This is a genomic window from Pseudomonas brassicacearum, assembly GCF_000585995.1.
Lineage (GTDB): Bacteria > Pseudomonadota > Gammaproteobacteria > Pseudomonadales > Pseudomonadaceae > Aquipseudomonas > Aquipseudomonas brassicacearum_A.
Map to the genome: position 1 here is coordinate 1041946 of NZ_CP007410.1, position 15383 is coordinate 1057328.

At 63.2% G+C, this 15383-nt stretch carries 13 protein-coding genes; 7 read left to right on the forward strand and 6 right to left on the reverse strand.

The features are described from left to right. Positions 1-85: 85 nt before the first annotated feature. The 6 genes from CD58_RS04310 to gatC form a co-directional block, all read right to left on the reverse strand. Positions 86-466, reverse strand: a complete 381-nt coding sequence (locus CD58_RS04310; RefSeq protein ID WP_025211835.1) for a carboxymuconolactone decarboxylase family protein — start codon at positions 464-466, stop codon at positions 86-88. After that, positions 463-1524 carry a calcium/sodium antiporter gene (locus tag CD58_RS04315; protein ID WP_025211836.1) on the reverse strand — a complete coding sequence of 354 codons (1062 nt, stop codon included), beginning with the start codon at positions 1522-1524 and terminating at the stop codon, positions 463-465. Before CD58_RS04315 ends, CD58_RS04310 begins: the two co-directional genes overlap by 4 nt. Positions 1525-1573: 49 nt before the next feature. Next, a complete protein-coding gene (locus tag CD58_RS04320; protein WP_025211837.1) occupies positions 1574-1951 on the reverse strand; it encodes a septal ring lytic transglycosylase RlpA family protein in 378 nt (125 codons plus the stop codon). 185 nt (positions 1952-2136) lie between these two features. Then, the gene (gene gatB / locus CD58_RS04325; protein WP_025211838.1) at positions 2137-3582 is read right to left on the reverse strand and encodes an Asp-tRNA(Asn)/Glu-tRNA(Gln) amidotransferase subunit GatB; all 1446 of its coding nucleotides are present in this window, start codon (positions 3580-3582) and stop codon (positions 2137-2139) included. A gap of 10 nt (positions 3583-3592) precedes the next feature. Next, positions 3593-5044 carry an Asp-tRNA(Asn)/Glu-tRNA(Gln) amidotransferase subunit GatA gene (gene gatA / locus CD58_RS04330; RefSeq protein ID WP_025211839.1) on the reverse strand — a complete coding sequence of 484 codons (1452 nt, stop codon included), beginning with the start codon at positions 5042-5044 and terminating at the stop codon, positions 3593-3595. A gap of 16 nt (positions 5045-5060) precedes the next feature. Continuing rightward, positions 5061-5348, reverse strand: coding sequence for an Asp-tRNA(Asn)/Glu-tRNA(Gln) amidotransferase subunit GatC (gatC, locus tag CD58_RS04335; RefSeq protein WP_003197816.1), 288 nt, complete (start codon positions 5346-5348; stop codon positions 5061-5063). A 214-nt stretch (positions 5349-5562) separates the two neighbouring features. Here gatC and mreB point away from each other — a divergent pair, with 214 nt between their 5' ends. The 7 genes from mreB to CD58_RS04370 all read left to right on the forward strand — a co-directional run bounded on the left by mreB (position 5563) and on the right by CD58_RS04370 (position 15378). Continuing rightward, positions 5563-6600, forward strand: a complete 1038-nt coding sequence (mreB, locus tag CD58_RS04340) for a rod shape-determining protein MreB (protein WP_002555108.1) — start codon at positions 5563-5565, stop codon at positions 6598-6600. Between the two features lie 142 nt (positions 6601-6742). After that, on the forward strand, positions 6743-7876 hold the full coding sequence (gene mreC / locus CD58_RS04345) for a rod shape-determining protein MreC (protein ID WP_080712505.1): 1134 nt from the start codon (positions 6743-6745) through the stop codon (positions 7874-7876). Next, positions 7873-8361: a rod shape-determining protein MreD gene (gene mreD / locus CD58_RS04350; RefSeq protein WP_003197820.1), complete on the forward strand. Its 489-nt coding sequence runs from the start codon at positions 7873-7875 to the stop codon at positions 8359-8361. The genes mreC and mreD overlap by 4 nt, the downstream gene beginning before the upstream one ends. 38 nt (positions 8362-8399) lie before the next feature. After that, on the forward strand, positions 8400-8996 hold the full coding sequence (locus tag CD58_RS04355) for a Maf family protein (protein ID WP_025211841.1): 597 nt from the start codon (positions 8400-8402) through the stop codon (positions 8994-8996). Between the two features lie 56 nt (positions 8997-9052). Beyond that, complete coding sequence (gene rng, locus CD58_RS04360; RefSeq protein WP_025211842.1) at positions 9053-10510, forward strand: ribonuclease G; 1458 nt, start codon at positions 9053-9055, stop codon at positions 10508-10510. 60 nt (positions 10511-10570) lie between these two features. After that, positions 10571-14374 (forward strand): YhdP family protein, encoded by a 3804-nt coding sequence (locus CD58_RS04365; protein WP_025211843.1) that lies wholly within the window; start codon positions 10571-10573, stop codon positions 14372-14374. A 140-nt stretch (positions 14375-14514) separates the two neighbouring features. Then, positions 14515-15378: a carbon-nitrogen hydrolase family protein gene (locus CD58_RS04370; RefSeq protein ID WP_025211844.1), complete on the forward strand. Its 864-nt coding sequence runs from the start codon at positions 14515-14517 to the stop codon at positions 15376-15378. Positions 15379-15383: the final 5 nt, after the last annotated feature.

The window sequence follows — 15383 nt, forward strand, 5'->3', positions numbered from 1 at the left end:
TCGCTCCCACAGTGGTCTGCAGGTGCATTCAAATTTCCCATACACCCCTGTGGGAGCGAGCTTGCTCGCGATAGCGATCTAACGGTCACTCCGGTTTTTGATAGCTATCGATCACTTCCTGCGCCGCCCGAAACGCATCGATCGCCGCCGGCACCCCGGCATACACCGCGCAATGCAGCAACGCCTCGCGAATTTCTTCCACCGTGCAGCCATTGTTCAGCGCACCGCGCACATGGCCTTTGAGTTCCTGCGGGCACTTGAGGGCGGTGAGGGCGGCGAGGGTGATCAGGCTGCGGGTCTTCAGCGGCAACCCCTCGCGCTGCCAGACACTGCCCCAGGCATGTTCGTTGACGAAGTCCTGCAGCGGCTGGGTGAATTCCGTGGCATTGCCCAGGGCGCGGTCGACGAATGCGTCGCCCATGACCTGGCGACGCATGTCCAGGCCGGTCTTTGGAGTGTCGGTCATGGCAAATCCCTCTTGTGATGTTGGCGGCGCCAGGCGCGCAAGGAGGTGAACAGCAAAAACGCGAGCAGGGCCGGCAGCACGTAAAACAGCATCAGCCGTTCCAGCTGGCCGGCCAAGGGCATGCCGGTGGTGAACGACATCACGTGCAGCCCGTAGGCCAGGTACAAGCCCAAAAACAGCAGGCCTTCGGCGCGGGTGACGCGATAGCCGGAATAAAACACCGGCAGGCACAGCACGGCCACGCCGAGCATGACCGGCAGGTCGAAATCCAGGGCGTTGGGCGAGACCGAGAGAGGCGTTGGCGCGACGAGGGCCGTCACCCCCAGCACGCCCAGCAGGTTGAACAGGTTGCTGCCGATGACGTTGCCCACCGCGATGTCCCGTTGGCCCCGCAGGGCGGCGATCAGCGAGGTGGCGAGTTCCGGCAACGAGGTGCTGATGGCGACGATGGTCAGGCCGATGACGCGTTCTGAAAGCCCGAGATCCGTCGCCACTTCTACCGCCGCGCCCAGCAGCAGGTGCCCGGCAAAAATCAGCATCGCCAGGCCCAGCACGATCATCGACAGGCTCTTGAACCAGGACACCTGGGCCACGTCGACGCCCACCGGATGCGGTCGTCCCGAGTGCCGTGATTGGCGCAGCAACAGGCCCAGGTATACCGCCAGGGCGATGAGCAGCAGCACACCGTCCAGTCGCGTCAGTTCCTCGTTCCAGGCCAGCACGAACACCAGCAGGGCGGCGCCGATCATCAGCGGGATGTCCAGGCGCACCAACTGGCGCGAGACGCGCAGCGGAATGATCAGTGCCGACAACCCGAGGGTGACGAGGATGTTGAAGATGCTGCTGCCGATCACGCTGCCCACCGCGATGTCAGCGTTCTGCGCCAGGGTCGCCTGCAGGCTGACCGCCATTTGCGGTGCGCTGCTGCCGAAGGCGACAACGCTCAGGCCGATGATGAGTGGCCGTACCTGCAAACGTGCCGACAGGCCCACGGCGGCGCGCACCAGCAGCTCGGCGCCGGTGATTAGCAACAGCAGGCCGCCGAGTAATTCGATCAGGCTGAGCAGCGGTAGGGCGGTGAGTAGGGAAATGGCCGGGCTCCGTCTATCAATCGTCGAGGGCTTGCACGCGTACCCGTGCGGTGCCTTTGCGCAACATGCCCAGTTGCTCGGCGGCTTCGCGGGATACGTCGATCAAACGACCACGGGAGTATGGGCCACGGTCGTTGATGCGGACCACGACACTGTTATTGTTGCCCAGGTTGGTGATTTTCACCCGTGTGCCGAACGGCAACTGGCGGTGGGCGGCGGTCAGGCTGTGTTGGTCGAAACGCTCGCCACTGGCGGTGCGCTTGCCATGGTGCCTGGCACCGTAATAAGAGGCGACGCCGGTCTGGTCGTAGCCGTGTGGGTCGACCGTCCCGCTCTGGCTGGCGCAACCGGCCAGCAGGGACAGCAGGGCGCAGGCGCCGAGGAGACGCTTCATGTAGAGGGTTCCCACATCAATGTGGTTGTGGAATGCATTGTGGCGAGGGAGCTTGCTCCCGCTGGGGCGCGAAGCGGCCCCCAACAATCTGCTGCCAGATACAGGGGGCTGCTGCGCAGCCCAGCGGGAGCAAGCTCCCTCGCCACAGGGAATTGAGCCAGGCTGAAAGACTGGCTCCATGGTCATCAACCTTCGAGCTTGCTTTTGAGCAGTTCGTTGACCTGTTGCGGGTTGGCCTTGCCCTTGGAGGCTTTCATGGCCTGGCCGACGAAAAAGCCGAACATCTTGCCGCGTTTGGCTTCGTCTGCCGCACGGTATTGTTCGACCTGCTCGGCGTTGGCCGCGAGCATTTCATCGAGCACGGCACTGATCGCGCCGCTGTCGGTGACTTGCTTCAAGCCGCGCTTCTCGATGATCTCGTCGGCGCTGCCTTCACCATTGGCCATGGCTTCGAACACCATCTTGGCGATCTTGCCGGAAATGGTGTTGTCCTTGATCCGCAGCAGCATGCCGCCCAGTTGCTCGGCCGAGACCGGCGATTCGTCGATTTCCAGGCCCTGCTTGTTCAGCAGGCTGCCCAATTCGACCATCACCCAGTTGGCCGCCAGCTTGGCGTCGCCGCCGATGCTCACGACTTTCTCGAAGTAATCGGCCTGCTCGCGGCTGGTGGCCAGGACGTTGGCGTCATAGCTCGACAGCCCGAACTGCGCCTGGAAGCGCTCGCGTTTTTGCGGCGGCAGTTCCGGGAGGGTGGCGCGCACGTCATTGAGGAACGAATTCTCGATGACCACCGGCAGCAGGTCCGGATCGGGGAAGTAACGGTAGTCGTTGGCTTCTTCCTTGCTGCGCATCGGACGGGTTTCGTCCTTGTTCGGGTCGTACAGGCGGGTCTGCTGGATGACCTTGCCACCGTCTTCGATCAGTTCGATCTGGCGCTGGATCTCGCTGTTGATCGCTTTCTCGATGAAGCGGAACGAGTTGACGTTCTTGATCTCGCAGCGGGTGCCGAACTCGACCTGGCCCTTGGGCCGGATCGACACGTTGCAGTCGCAGCGCAGCGAGCCTTCGGCCATGTTGCCGTCGCAGATGCCCAGGTAGCGCACCAGCGCATGGATCGCCTTGACGTAGGCCACGGCTTCCTTGGCGCTGCGCATGTCCGGTTCGGAGACGATTTCCAGCAGCGGCGTGCCAGCACGGTTCAGGTCGATGCCGGTGGCACCGTTGAACTCTTCGTGCAGGCTCTTGCCGGCGTCTTCCTCCAGGTGCGCACGGGTGATGCCGACGCGCTTGACCGTGCCGTCTTCCAGGGCGATGTCCAGGTGGCCCTTGCCGACAATCGGCAGCTCCATCTGGCTGATCTGGTAGCCCTTGGGCAGGTCCGGGTAGAAGTAGTTCTTGCGGGCGAACACGTTGTGCTGACCGATCTCGGCGTCGATCGCCAGGCCGAACATCACCGCCATACGCACGGCTTCGGCGTTGAGCACCGGCAGCACGCCGGGCATGCCCAGGTCGACCAGGCTGGCCTGGGTGTTGGGCTCGGAGCCAAAGGTGGTGGAGCTACCGGAAAAGATTTTCGACCGGGTGGTGAGCTGGGTGTGTATCTCCAGCCCGATCACGACTTCCCATTGCATGTGTTTCTCCTCAGAAGCCGGTTGGGGTGCGGGTGTGCCAGTCAGTGTTCTGCTGGTACTGGTGCGCCACATTGAGCAGGCGGCCTTCCTGGAAGTACGGCGCGAGCAACTGTACACCTACCGGCAGGCCATCGACGAAACCGGCCGGCATGGACAGGCCCGGCAAGCCGGCGAGGTTGGCGGTGATGGTGTAGACGTCTTCCAGATACGCAGCGACCGGGTCGCTGTTCTTGGCGCCGAGTTTCCAGGCCGGGTTCGGCGTGGTCGGGCCGAGGATGATGTCGACCTCATTGAAGGCGGCCATGAAATCGTTCTTCACCAGGCGCCGGATTTTCTGCGCCTTGAGGTAGTAGGCATCGTAGTAGCCGGCGGACAACGCGTAGGCACCGACCATGATCCGGCGCTGCACTTCGGCGCCGAAGCCTTCGCCACGGGAGCGCTTGTACAGGTCGATCAGGTTTTCCGGGTTCTCGCAGCGATGGCCGAAGCGCACGCCGTCGAAACGCGACAGGTTCGAGGACGCCTCCGCTGGAGCGATCACGTAGTACGCGGGAATCGCGTGCTGCATGTTCGGCAGGCTGATTTCCTTGACCACCGCGCCGAGCTTTTCCAGTTCCTTGATGCTGTTGTGGATCAGGTCGGCGATGCGCGGGTCGAGACCGGCGCCGAAGTATTCCTTCGGCACGCCGATGCGCAGGCCCTGCAGTGAGCCGTTGAGGCTGGCGCTGTAGTCCGGCACCGGTTCATCGATGCTGGTGGAATCGTTCGGGTCGAAGCCGGCCATGCCTTGCAGCAGGATCGCGCAGTCTTCGGCGGTGCGGGCCAGCGGGCCACCCTGGTCGAGGCTAGAGGCGTAGGCGATCATGCCCCAGCGCGAGACGCGGCCGTAGGTGGGCTTGAGGCCGGTGAGGTTGGTGAACGCCGCCGGCTGGCGAATCGAACCACCGGTGTCGGTGGCGGTGGCGGCTGGCAACAGGCGCGCGGCCACGGCGGCGGCGGAACCGCCGGACGAACCGCCCGGTACGTGTTCCAGGTTCCACGGATTCTTCACCGCGCCGTAGTAGCTCGACTCGTTGGCCGAACCCATGGCGAATTCGTCCATGTTGGTCTTGCCCAGGGTCACGGCGCCGGCGGCGGCCAGTTTGGCGACCACGGTGGCGTCGTACGGGGCCTTGAAGTTGTCGAGCATCTTCGAGCCGCAGCTGGTGCGGATGCCCTGGGTGCAGAACAGATCCTTGTGAGCAATCGGTGCGCCGAGCAGGGCGCCGTTCTCACCGTTGGCGCGACGGGCGTCGGCGGCCTTGGCCTGGCTCAGGGCCAGCTCCGGGGTGAGGCTGATGAAACTGTTGAGCTGTGGGTCGAGCTGGGCGATACGCGCCAGCAAAACCTGGGTCAGCTCTTCGGAAGAAAACTTTTTATCGGCGAGTCCGCGGGCGATCTCGGCCAGGGTCATGTGATGCATGAGAGGCTCTTTCCCTTTAGTCGATGACTTTCGGAACCAGGTACAGGCCGTTTTCGACCGCTGGTGCGATGGACTGGTAGGCCTCGCGGTGATTGGACTCGGTCACGACGTCGGCGCGCAGGCGCTGGCTGGCTTCCAGTGGGTGAGCCAGTGGTTCGATACCGTCGGTATTGACCGCCTGCATCTCGTCGACCAGCCCCAGAATGCTGTTCAGGGCAGAAGTAATGTGTGGAAGATCGGCTTCATTAAGGCCCAGACAGGCCAGATGAGCGATTTTTTCCACGTCGGAGCGTTCAAGCGCCATGGGATTCTCCAGTGGAAAACAAAACGGACGCAGTCTGTCCGTGTGTTAGATTGTCGGAACACTACCGCATTTCTACGGCCTTACGGCCGCGATTGTGGGGTTTGGTGCACAGAAAAGCGGCCAATTTAACATATTGGCGCCTTGCCCAAAATCCCTGTCGTTGTTAGAGTTTGCCGCACTTTTTTACCCACGCGTTGCCTAGGGTCCCTTTCCCATGTTCAAGAAACTGCGTGGCATGTTTTCCAGCGATCTTTCCATTGACCTGGGCACTGCCAACACCCTTATTTACGTGCGCGAGCGCGGTATCGTCCTGAATGAACCCTCGGTCGTGGCCATCCGTACCCACGGTAACCAGAAGAGCGTCGTGGCTGTCGGCACGGAAGCCAAGCGCATGCTGGGCCGTACGCCGGGCAACATTGCCGCCATTCGTCCGATGAAAGACGGCGTGATCGCCGACTTCAGCGTCTGCGAAAAGATGCTGCAGTACTTCATCAACAAGGTTCATGAAAACAGCTTCCTGCAGCCCAGCCCTCGTGTGCTGATCTGCGTTCCATGCAAATCCACCCAGGTGGAGCGTCGCGCCATCCGTGAATCGGCCCTTGGTGCCGGTGCCCGTGAAGTGTTCCTGATCGAAGAACCGATGGCCGCTGCCATCGGTGCCGGCCTGCCGGTCGAAGAAGCACGCGGTTCGATGGTCGTCGACATCGGTGGGGGTACCACTGAAATCGCCCTGATCTCCCTGAACGGTGTGGTCTATGCCGAATCCGTACGTGTGGGCGGCGACCGTTTCGACGAAGCGATCATCACCTACGTGCGTCGCAACTACGGCAGCCTGATCGGCGAGTCCACCGCCGAGCGCATCAAGCAGGAAATCGGCACGGCCTACCCGGGCGGCGAAGTGCGTGAAGTCGACGTGCGCGGCCGCAACCTGGCCGAAGGCGTTCCACGGGCCTTCACCCTCAACTCCAACGAAGTGCTCGAAGCGCTCCAAGAGTCGCTGGCGACCATCGTGCAGGCGGTCAAGAGCGCCCTGGAGCAATCGCCGCCGGAACTGGCGTCGGACATCGCCGAGCGTGGCCTGGTGCTGACCGGTGGTGGCGCGCTGTTGCGTGACCTCGACAAGTTGCTGGCCCAGGAAACCGGCCTGCCGGTGATCGTTGCCGAAGACCCGCTGACCTGCGTTGCCCGCGGCGGTGGCCGTGCATTGGAAATGATGGACAAGCACACCATGGATCTGCTCTCCAGCGAATAAGTCTTGCTGGGATGGTCTATGTTGTTCGCTCCCGGGCAGCACTTTGCAGTGCTGCCCGTTGGCGTTTATCTTCTGTCATTCGTATCCAGGCCGGTTTGATGCCGTATGAATAAAGAGAACATTTGCCTGGGAGGAGCGGCCTATTAAACCGCTTTTCGCCAAAGGCCCCTCATTGGGTGTGCGCCTGTTGGTGCTGACCGTGCTATCGGTTGCGCTGATGGTGGTCGATGCCCGTTTCACGCTGCTCAAGCCCGTGCGCAGCCAGATGTCGCTGGTGTTGATGGAGTCCTACTGGATCACCGACCTGCCGCAGCGGTTGTGGCAAGGTGTGGCCAGCCAGTTTGGCAGCCGGACCGAACTGGTCGCTGAAAACGAAAAACTCAAGACCGAGAACCTGCTGTTGCAGGGGCGCATGCAGAAGCTCGCGGCCCTCACCGAGCAGAACGTTCGGCTGCGTGAGTTGCTCAACTCTTCTGCGCTGGTCAACGAGAAGGTCGAAGTGGCCGAGTTGATCGGCATGGACCCCAACCCCTTCACCCACCGCATCATCATCAACAAGGGTGAGCGCGACGGTGTGGTCCTCGGTCAGCCGGTGCTCGACGCCCGGGGCCTGATGGGCCAGGTGGTGGAGCTGATGCCCTACACCTCCCGGGTGCTGCTGCTGACCGACACCACCCACAGCATTCCCGTGCAGGTCAATCGCAACGGCTTGCGGGCGATTGCCAGCGGCACCGGCAACCCGGAGCGCCTGGAACTGCGGCATGTGGCCGACACCGCGGACATCAAGGAAGGCGACCTGCTGGTCAGCTCCGGCCTCGGCCAGCGCTTTCCGGCCGGTTATCCGGTGGCGACGGTCAAGGAAGTCATCCATGACTCCGGCCAGCCATTCGCTATCGTGCGCGCGGTGCCGACGGCCGCGTTGAACCGCAGTCGTTATCTGCTGCTGGTGTTCAGCGACACCCGGACGCCCGAGGAGCGCGCCAACGAAGCCGCGGCGGCCCAGGAAGCCCAGGACCGGCAAGGCGGCGAGTCGGCTGCCCCGGCTGCCCCGGCGCCTGTCCCTGCAATCGTACCCAAGCCGCAAGCGGCCGCACCGGCCCCGGCAGCTCCGGCAACAACGCCAGCGCCCGCCCCGGCTACCCCGGCCGCGCCTGCTGCGAAACCGCCCAGGTCGGCCAACCAAGCGCCGGCGTCTCAGCCGGCCCGGCCCGCAGCCAAACCACCTGTCTCCACGCCGGCCGCCGCGCCAGCCACCAGGGGAGCACGAGAAGAATGAGCAGTACTCAATCCGGTAACGGTTGGATGGTCTGGCTGACCTTCGCCATCGGCCTGTTGCTCAGCGTGTCGCCGCTGCCGCAGTTCATGGAAATCCTGCGGCCGCTGTGGCTGGCGCTGCTGCTGGCATTCTGGGCACTGGCGTTGCCGCACAAGGTCGGCATGGTCACCGCCTGGTGCCTGGGCCTGGCCGAGGACGTGCTCTATGGCACGTTGCTGGGGCAGAACGCGCTGATCCTGACGCTGATCACGTTTCTGGTGCTGTCGCTGCAACAGCGCTTGCGGATGTTCCCCATGTGGCAACAATGCCTGGTGATCCTGGTGATTTTCGGCCTGGCGCAACTGGTGCAATTGTGGCTCAGCGCGCTCACCGGCAATCGTCAGCCGACCCTGGCGCTGGTGCTGCCGGCCCTGGTCAGCGCCTTGCTCTGGCCGTGGGTCAGCTTCGGTTTACGTGGCCTGCGCCTGCGTTTCAAAATCAACTGATTCGGTCAGGCATTGGCCTTGATAGGGAGAATGTCTTGATGAAACCGCTTTACCTCGCCTCCGGCTCACCGCGTCGACGTGAGCTCCTCACGCAGATCGGCGTGCCTTTTACCGCCATCAGCGCGGACATCGATGAAACACCCCTGGATCACGAAACCCCTTCGGCCTATGTCGAGCGTTTGGCGCGCGGCAAGGCCGAGGCCGGGCGGCGCGCCATGCCGGCCGGCGTGGATGGCTGTGTGTTGGGGGCCGACACGGCCGTGGTGCTGGACGGAAGGATTCTCGGCAAACCACTGGACCAGGCCGACTCCCTGGCCATGCTCTTGAGCCTGTCCAACCGCGACCATGAAGTGTTGACCGCCATTGCGATCCTGGACGGGCAGCGTTGCGAATCCCGCGTCGTGCGCAGCCGGGTGCGTTTTCGTTGCATCACTGAACAGCAAGCGCTTGCCTACTGGGCCAGCGGTGAACCCCGGGACAAGGCCGGTGGCTATGGCATCCAGGGGCTGGGCGCGGTATTTGTCGCCGGGCTTGAAGGCAGTTATTCGGCGGTGGTTGGCCTGCCGCTGTGCGAAACCGCAGAACTCCTGGGCCATTTCGGCATACCCTGTTGGCAAACCTTGAACGCGCGCTGAGCGCCGTCTGACTTGATGCGGCCATAATCGTGAACACGCCTGAACGAGACCCTGCCATGAGTGAAGAGATCCTGATCAACATCACGCCGATGGAATCACGCGTGGCGGTGGTTGAAAACGGTGTGCTGCAAGAGGTCCACGTCGAGCGTACGCAAAAGCGTGGCATCGTCGGCAATATCTACAAGGGCAAGGTGGTGCGGGTGTTGCCGGGCATGCAGGCGGCCTTCGTCGACATCGGCCTGGACCGCGCAGCGTTCATTCATGCCTCGGAAATTTCCATGCGCGAAGGGCCGGCCGTGGAGAGCATCAGCGCGCTGGTCCATGAAGGCCAGAGCCTGGTGGTGCAGGTCACCAAGGACCCCATCGGTTCCAAGGGCGCGCGCCTGACCACGCAGCTGTCGATTCCATCGCGTTACCTGGTGTACATGCCGCGCACCGCCCATGTCGGCATTTCCCTGAAAATCGAAGATGAAGCCGAACGCGAGCGCCTCAAGCAGGTGGTCAGCGATTGCGTGGAAAAAGAAGGCATCAAGGAAGCCGGTGGTTTCATCCTGCGCACGGCGGCCGAAGGGGCCGGGGCTGATGAGATCCTCATGGACATCCGTTACCTGCGAAGGCTCTGGGACCAGATCGCCGCACAAATCAAGACCATCGCCACCCCCAGCGTGATCTACGAAGACCTGGGCCTGGCACTGCGCACGCTGCGGGACCTGGTCAGCCCCAAGATCGAGAAAATCCGCATCGACTCCCGGGAAACTTTCCAGAAGACCACTCAGTTCGTCGCCGAGCTGATGCCGGAAATCGCCGATCGCCTTGAGCATTACCCAGGCGAGCGGCCGATTTTCGACCTGTACGGCGTCGAGGACGAAATCCAGAAAGCCCTTGAACGCAAGGTGCCGCTCAAATCCGGCGGTTACCTGGTGGTCGATCCGGCCGAGGCCATGAGCACCATCGACGTCAACACCGGGGCGTTCGTCGGCCATCGCAACCTCGAAGAAACCATCTTCAAGACCAACCTGGAAGCGGCCACGGCCATTGCCCGCCAACTGCGCCTGCGCAACCTGGGCGGGATCATCATCATCGACTTCATCGACATGGAGCATGAAGAGCACCAGCGCCAGGTGTTGCGGACCCTGGAAAAACAACTGGAGCGGGACCACGCCAAGACCAACATCATCGGCATCACCGAGCTGGGCCTGGTGCAGATGACCCGCAAGCGCACCCGCGAAAGCCTTGAGCAAGTGCTGTGCGAGCCATGCAGCAGTTGCCAGGGCCGGGGCAAGCTCAAGACCCCCGAAACCGTGTGTTACGAAATCTTCCGGGAAATTCTCCGGGAGGCGCGCGCTTACCAGGCTACCGGCTATAGAGTGTTGGCGAACCAGAAAGTGGTGGACCGCCTGCTCGATGAAGAGTCAGGCAATGTCGCCGAGCTGGAGGCCTTTATCGGCCGTACGATTCGCTTCCAGGTGGAAACCATGTATTCCCAGGAACAATACGACGTGGTGTTGCTCTGAAGGGCTTGGGAAGCGGCGGGCCCGCGGATTTGATTTTCTTTGCCAGGGGAGCCCACTGACATGGAGCGTCTGACACGCATTTTGGCCGCGCTGACCCGCTGGGGGCTGGGCCTGTGCGCGCTCCTCCTGGTGCTGCTGGCCTTATACGTCAGCCTTGGTCGGGAGTTGGTCCCGCTGGTGGCCGAATACCGCGCCGAGGTCCAGGCCCGGGCCGGCGAGGCCTTGGGCATGCCCGTGCACATCGGCAGCCTCGAGGGCAGCTGGAGCGCGTTGGCGCCGATTCTGGCGGCGCGCGACGTGGTGGTCGGCGAGGGCCCCAATGCCTTGCACCTGGATCAGGTGCGGGCCGTGCCAGACCTGTGGGCCAGCCTGTTGGCGCGCCAGGTGCGGATTGCTCACCTGGAGCTCAGCGGGCTGAAAATCAGCCTCAAGGAGGGTGCCGACGGCAAATGGGCCCTGGAAGGCTTGCCGGTGCAGGACGACCAGCCCCTCGATCCGCAGCAATTGCTTGATCGCATGCAGGTGGTTTCCCGGTTGTCGGTGCTCGACAGCCAGGTGACCTTGCAACCCCTTGATCAGCCACCGTTGACCCTGACCTACGTCGGCCTGAGCCTGCGCACCGGCGTCACTCGCCAGCGCCTGGACGCACGCCTGACCCTGCCCGACGGCCAGCCCGTGGCGATCAACCTGCGCACGCGCATCCGTGCCAGCGATTGGAAGAACGGCCAAGCTGATGCTTACCTGAGCCTGCCGCAAAGCGACTGGGCCCAATGGTTGCCGAAACGCCTGACCCAGCAATGGCATTTTTCCCAGATCAAGGCCGGCGGTGAATTCTGGTTGAGCTGGGGTGACGGCACGGTGCAAAGCGCGGCCATGCGATTGAACGCGCCGCAACTCCAGGGCGCCTATGCCGAGCGCAAGCCGGTGCAGATCCACAACCTGGCCCTCAACGGTTATTTCCAGCGGGGTAGCCAAGGGTTCACCGCGACGTTCGACTCCCTGGCGATGAGCCTCGGCGAGACGCGCTGGGAAACGCGCCTGCAACTGCAACAGAGCGATGCTACCGAGACGGCTGAAGAGCGCTGGCACTTACAGGCCGATCGCCTCGACTTGACCCCGCTGACGCCCTTGCTCAATGCCCTGGCGCCGCTGCCCGAAGGCGTCGCCACGACCATCGACCATCTCAAGGTGACGGGCGGCCTGCGCAACGTGCTGGTGGACTATCGACCGCAAAACAGCGGTGATCAAAAAATCAGCTTTGCCACGAATCTGGACACGGTGGGGTTCGATGCCTATCGCGGTGCGCCGGCTGCGCGCAACGTATCGGGCAGCCTGAGCGGCGACCTGGGCGGCGGCGAGCTGCGCATGGACAGCAAGGATTTTTCCCTGCACCTGGACCCGATCTTCGCCAAGCCCTGGCAATATCTGCAGGCCAACGCCCGACTGACCTGGAAGCTGGACAAACAAGGTTTCACCCTCATCGCGCCGTATCTCAAGGTGCTGGGCGAGGAGGGCCGGATTGCCGGCGATTTCCTGATCCGCCTGCATTTCGATCACAGCCAGGAAGACTACATGGACCTGCGGGTCGGACTGGTGGACGGTGATGGGCGCTACACCGCCAAGTATCTGCCTGCGGTCCTGAGCCCGGCGCTGGATGAGTGGCTGCGCACGGCAATCGTCAAGGGCGCGGTGGATGAGGGCTTTTTCCAGTATCAGGGCTCGCTGAACCACGGTGCCGAGGATGCGGCTCGCAGTATCAGCCTGTTTTTCAAGGTGCACGACGCCGAACTGGCGTTCCAGCCGGGCTGGCCTTCGGTCAGCAAAGTCAGTGGCGATGTTTTTGTCGAAGACAGCGGCGTGCGCATCTATGCCAGCCAAGGGCAATTGCTGGGCACCCAGGTCAAGGACGTTGCAGTGAATATTCCCCATGTACCGAGCGGGCAGAGTTCTCATCTGCTGCTGGACGGCGGCTTCGCCGGTGGTTTGGGAGACGGTCTGAAAATCCTCCAGACGGCGCCGATTGGCACCGCCGAGACGTTCGCCGGCTGGGAGGGAGAGGGGGATCTGCAGGGCAGCGTGAAGCTCGATATCCCGCTGGTCAAAGGCGAGCAGCCGAAGATCCTGGTGGATTTCGTCACCGACAAGGCCCGGCTCAAACTCAGCGAACCGGCGCTGGAGCTGACTCAGCTCAAAGGCGACTTCCGTTTCGACAGCAACAAAGGACTCAGCGGCAAGGGCATTACGGCTCGGGCCTTCGACCGTCCTGTCACGGCGCAGATTTTTGCCGAAGGCCGCGCCGGTGCGCTCAATACCCGGGTCACCGCGGCCGGGCAGGTGGAGATCAAGAAGCTCACCAACTGGCTGAACGTCACCCAGCCGCTGCCCGTGTCCGGGGTGATTCCCTATCAGTTGCAAGTGATCCTCGACGGTGCCGACAGCCAGTTGTCGGTCAACTCCAGCCTCAAGGGCGTGGCGGTGGACCTGCCGGCGCCCTTCGGCATGGCCGCCGATGTGGGGCGCGACACGGTGTTTCGCATGACCCTGCAAGGGCCGGAGCGCCGTTACTGGGTCGACTATGGCGACCTGGCCAGCTTCACTTACGCGGCGCCGGGCGGGAAGTTCGCCGACGGTCGCGGCGAGTTGCTGCTGGGGGATGGCGATGCTGTCTTGCCAGGTGCCAAGGGCCTGCGATTGCGCGGGACGCTTTCGGAACTGGACGTCGGCCCCTGGCAAACACTGGTGAGCAAGTACGCCGGCCAGGACCCGGGCGGCAGCGCCAAGCAGTTGCTCAGCGGTGCCGATCTGAAAATCGGCAAGCTCACGGCAATGGGTACGACCCTGGACCAGGCTTCCGTGCAGCTTGATCGTAAGCCGGACGCCTGGGGCTTGCGGCTCGATAGCCAGCAGGCCAAGGGCAGCGTCAGCTTGCCAGACGCCAAAGCCGCTCCGATTGGTATCAAGCTTGACTATGTCCGCCTGCCGGCCGTGGACCCGACGGTTCAGGCCGACGAAAACGCACCGGACCCGCTGGCGTCGGTCGATCCCACTGCAATTGCGGCGATGGATATCGCCATCGACCAGTTGTTCCAAGGCCCGGACCTGATCGGTGCCTGGTCGTTGAAGGTGCGTCCGACAGGCAAGGGTATCGCGCTGAACAATCTGGACCTGGGCCTCAAGGGCATGGTGTTGCAGGGCAACGGCGCCTGGGAGGGCGCGCCCGGTTCCACCAGCAGCTGGTACAAGGGCCGCATCGGTGGCAAGAACCTGGCAGACGTGCTCAAGGGCTGGGGCTATGCCCCGAGCGTGACCAGCCAGGAGTTCCACATGGATGTCGATGGTCGCTGGCCGGGCTCGCCTGCGTGGGTCGCGACCAAACGTTTTTCCGGCAGTCTCGATGCGTCGCTGAGCAAGGGCCAGTTCGTCGAGGTTGAAGGCAGTGCCCAGGCATTGCGGGTCTTCGGACTGCTGAATTTCAACTCCATCGGCCGGCGCTTGCGCCTGGACTTCTCCGACTTGTTCGGCAAGGGTTTGAGCTACGACCGGGTCAAGGGGCTGCTGGTGGCGAGCGATGGCATCTACGTCACCCGTGAACCCATCACCCTGACGGGGCCGTCAAGCAACTTGGAACTCAACGGAACGCTGGACATGGTGGCCGATCGGGTCGACGCCAAGTTGCTGGTGACGCTGCCGGTGACCAACAACCTGCCAATTGCCGCTCTGATTGTCGGTGCGCCGGCGGTGGGTGGCGCACTGTTTTTGATCGACAAATTGATCGGCGACCGCGTGGCGCGTTTCGCCAGCGTAAGATACGACGTCAAGGGGCCGTGGAAAGAGCCGAAGATCACCTTTGACAAGCCGTTCTGACGGCTGGCGCCAACCCCTTGTGGGAGCGGGCTTGCTCGCGAAAGCGTCAGTACCTTCAACATTGATGTGACAGACACACCGCTTTCGCGAGCAAGCCCGCTCCCACAGGGGGAACTATGCAAAAAAGTGATGGAGGCACCATGCCAGTCGCAGTGATTCAAATGGTCAGCCAGAGCGATGTGCTCGCCAACCTGGCGCGTGCCCGTGCGCTGCTGGAGCAGGCGGCCGCCGGCGGGGCCAGGCTGGTGGTGCTGCCTGAGAACTTCGCGGCCATGGGCCGGCGGGACATCGGTGACATCGGTCGCGCCGAAGCCTTTGGTCAGGGCCCGATCCTGCCCTGGTTGAAACAGGCCGCCCGCGACCTCAAGTTATGGATTGTGGCCGGTACCTTGCCGTTGCCGCCGGTGGACCGGCCCGAGGGCAAGGTCCATGCCTGTTCGTTGTTGATCGACGACCAGGGCCAGATCGTGGCGCGCTACGACAAGCTGCACCTGTTCGATGTGGACGTGGCGGACAATCGCGGGCGCTATCGCGAGTCTGATGACTATGCTTATGGCAGCCAGGTGGTGGTCGCCGATACACCCGTAGGGAAGGTTGGCCTGACGGTGTGCTATGACGTGCGTTTCCCGGAGCTGTACAGCGAATTGCGTGCGGCCGGCGCCGAGCTGATCACGGTGCCCTCGGCATTCACTGCGGTGACCGGCGCCGCCCATTGGGAGGTGCTGATTCGCGCCCGGGCCATCGAGACCCAGTGTTATGTGCTGGCGGCCGCCCAGGGCGGGATGCACCCAGGGCCACGGGAAACCTTTGGCCACGCCGCGATTGTCGATCCGTGGGGCCGTGTGCTGGCGCACCAGGATCAAGGCGAGGCCGTGCTGCTGGCCGAACGCGACAGCAGCGAACAGGCGTCCATCCGGGCGCGCATGCCGGTGGCCAGCCATCGGCGCTTTTTCTCGCAGGGCGCTTCACCGCGACCTGTCCAAGACGACGAATTCAAGGCGTAAAACAT

Coding starts and splice junctions, on each gene's coding strand:
- CD58_RS04320 (WP_025211837.1), bottom strand. CDS start 1,951: ATGAAGCGTCTCCTCGGCGCCTGCGCCCTGCTGTCCCTGCTGGCCGGT.
- gatB (WP_025211838.1), bottom strand. CDS start 3,582: ATGCAATGGGAAGTCGTGATCGGGCTGGAGATACACACCCAGCTCACC.
- rng (WP_025211842.1), top strand. CDS start 9,053: ATGAGTGAAGAGATCCTGATCAACATCACGCCGATGGAATCACGCGTG.
- CD58_RS04310 (WP_025211835.1), bottom strand. CDS start 466: ATGACCGACACTCCAAAGACCGGCCTGGACATGCGTCGCCAGGTCATG.
- CD58_RS04365 (WP_025211843.1), top strand. CDS start 10,571: ATGGAGCGTCTGACACGCATTTTGGCCGCGCTGACCCGCTGGGGGCTG.
- gatC (WP_003197816.1), bottom strand. CDS start 5,348: ATGGCGCTTGAACGCTCCGACGTGGAAAAAATCGCTCATCTGGCCTGT.
- gatA (WP_025211839.1), bottom strand. CDS start 5,044: ATGCATCACATGACCCTGGCCGAGATCGCCCGCGGACTCGCCGATAAA.
- CD58_RS04355 (WP_025211841.1), top strand. CDS start 8,400: ATGAAACCGCTTTACCTCGCCTCCGGCTCACCGCGTCGACGTGAGCTC.
- mreD (WP_003197820.1), top strand. CDS start 7,873: ATGAGCAGTACTCAATCCGGTAACGGTTGGATGGTCTGGCTGACCTTC.
- mreB (WP_002555108.1), top strand. CDS start 5,563: ATGTTCAAGAAACTGCGTGGCATGTTTTCCAGCGATCTTTCCATTGAC.
- CD58_RS04370 (WP_025211844.1), top strand. CDS start 14,515: ATGCCAGTCGCAGTGATTCAAATGGTCAGCCAGAGCGATGTGCTCGCC.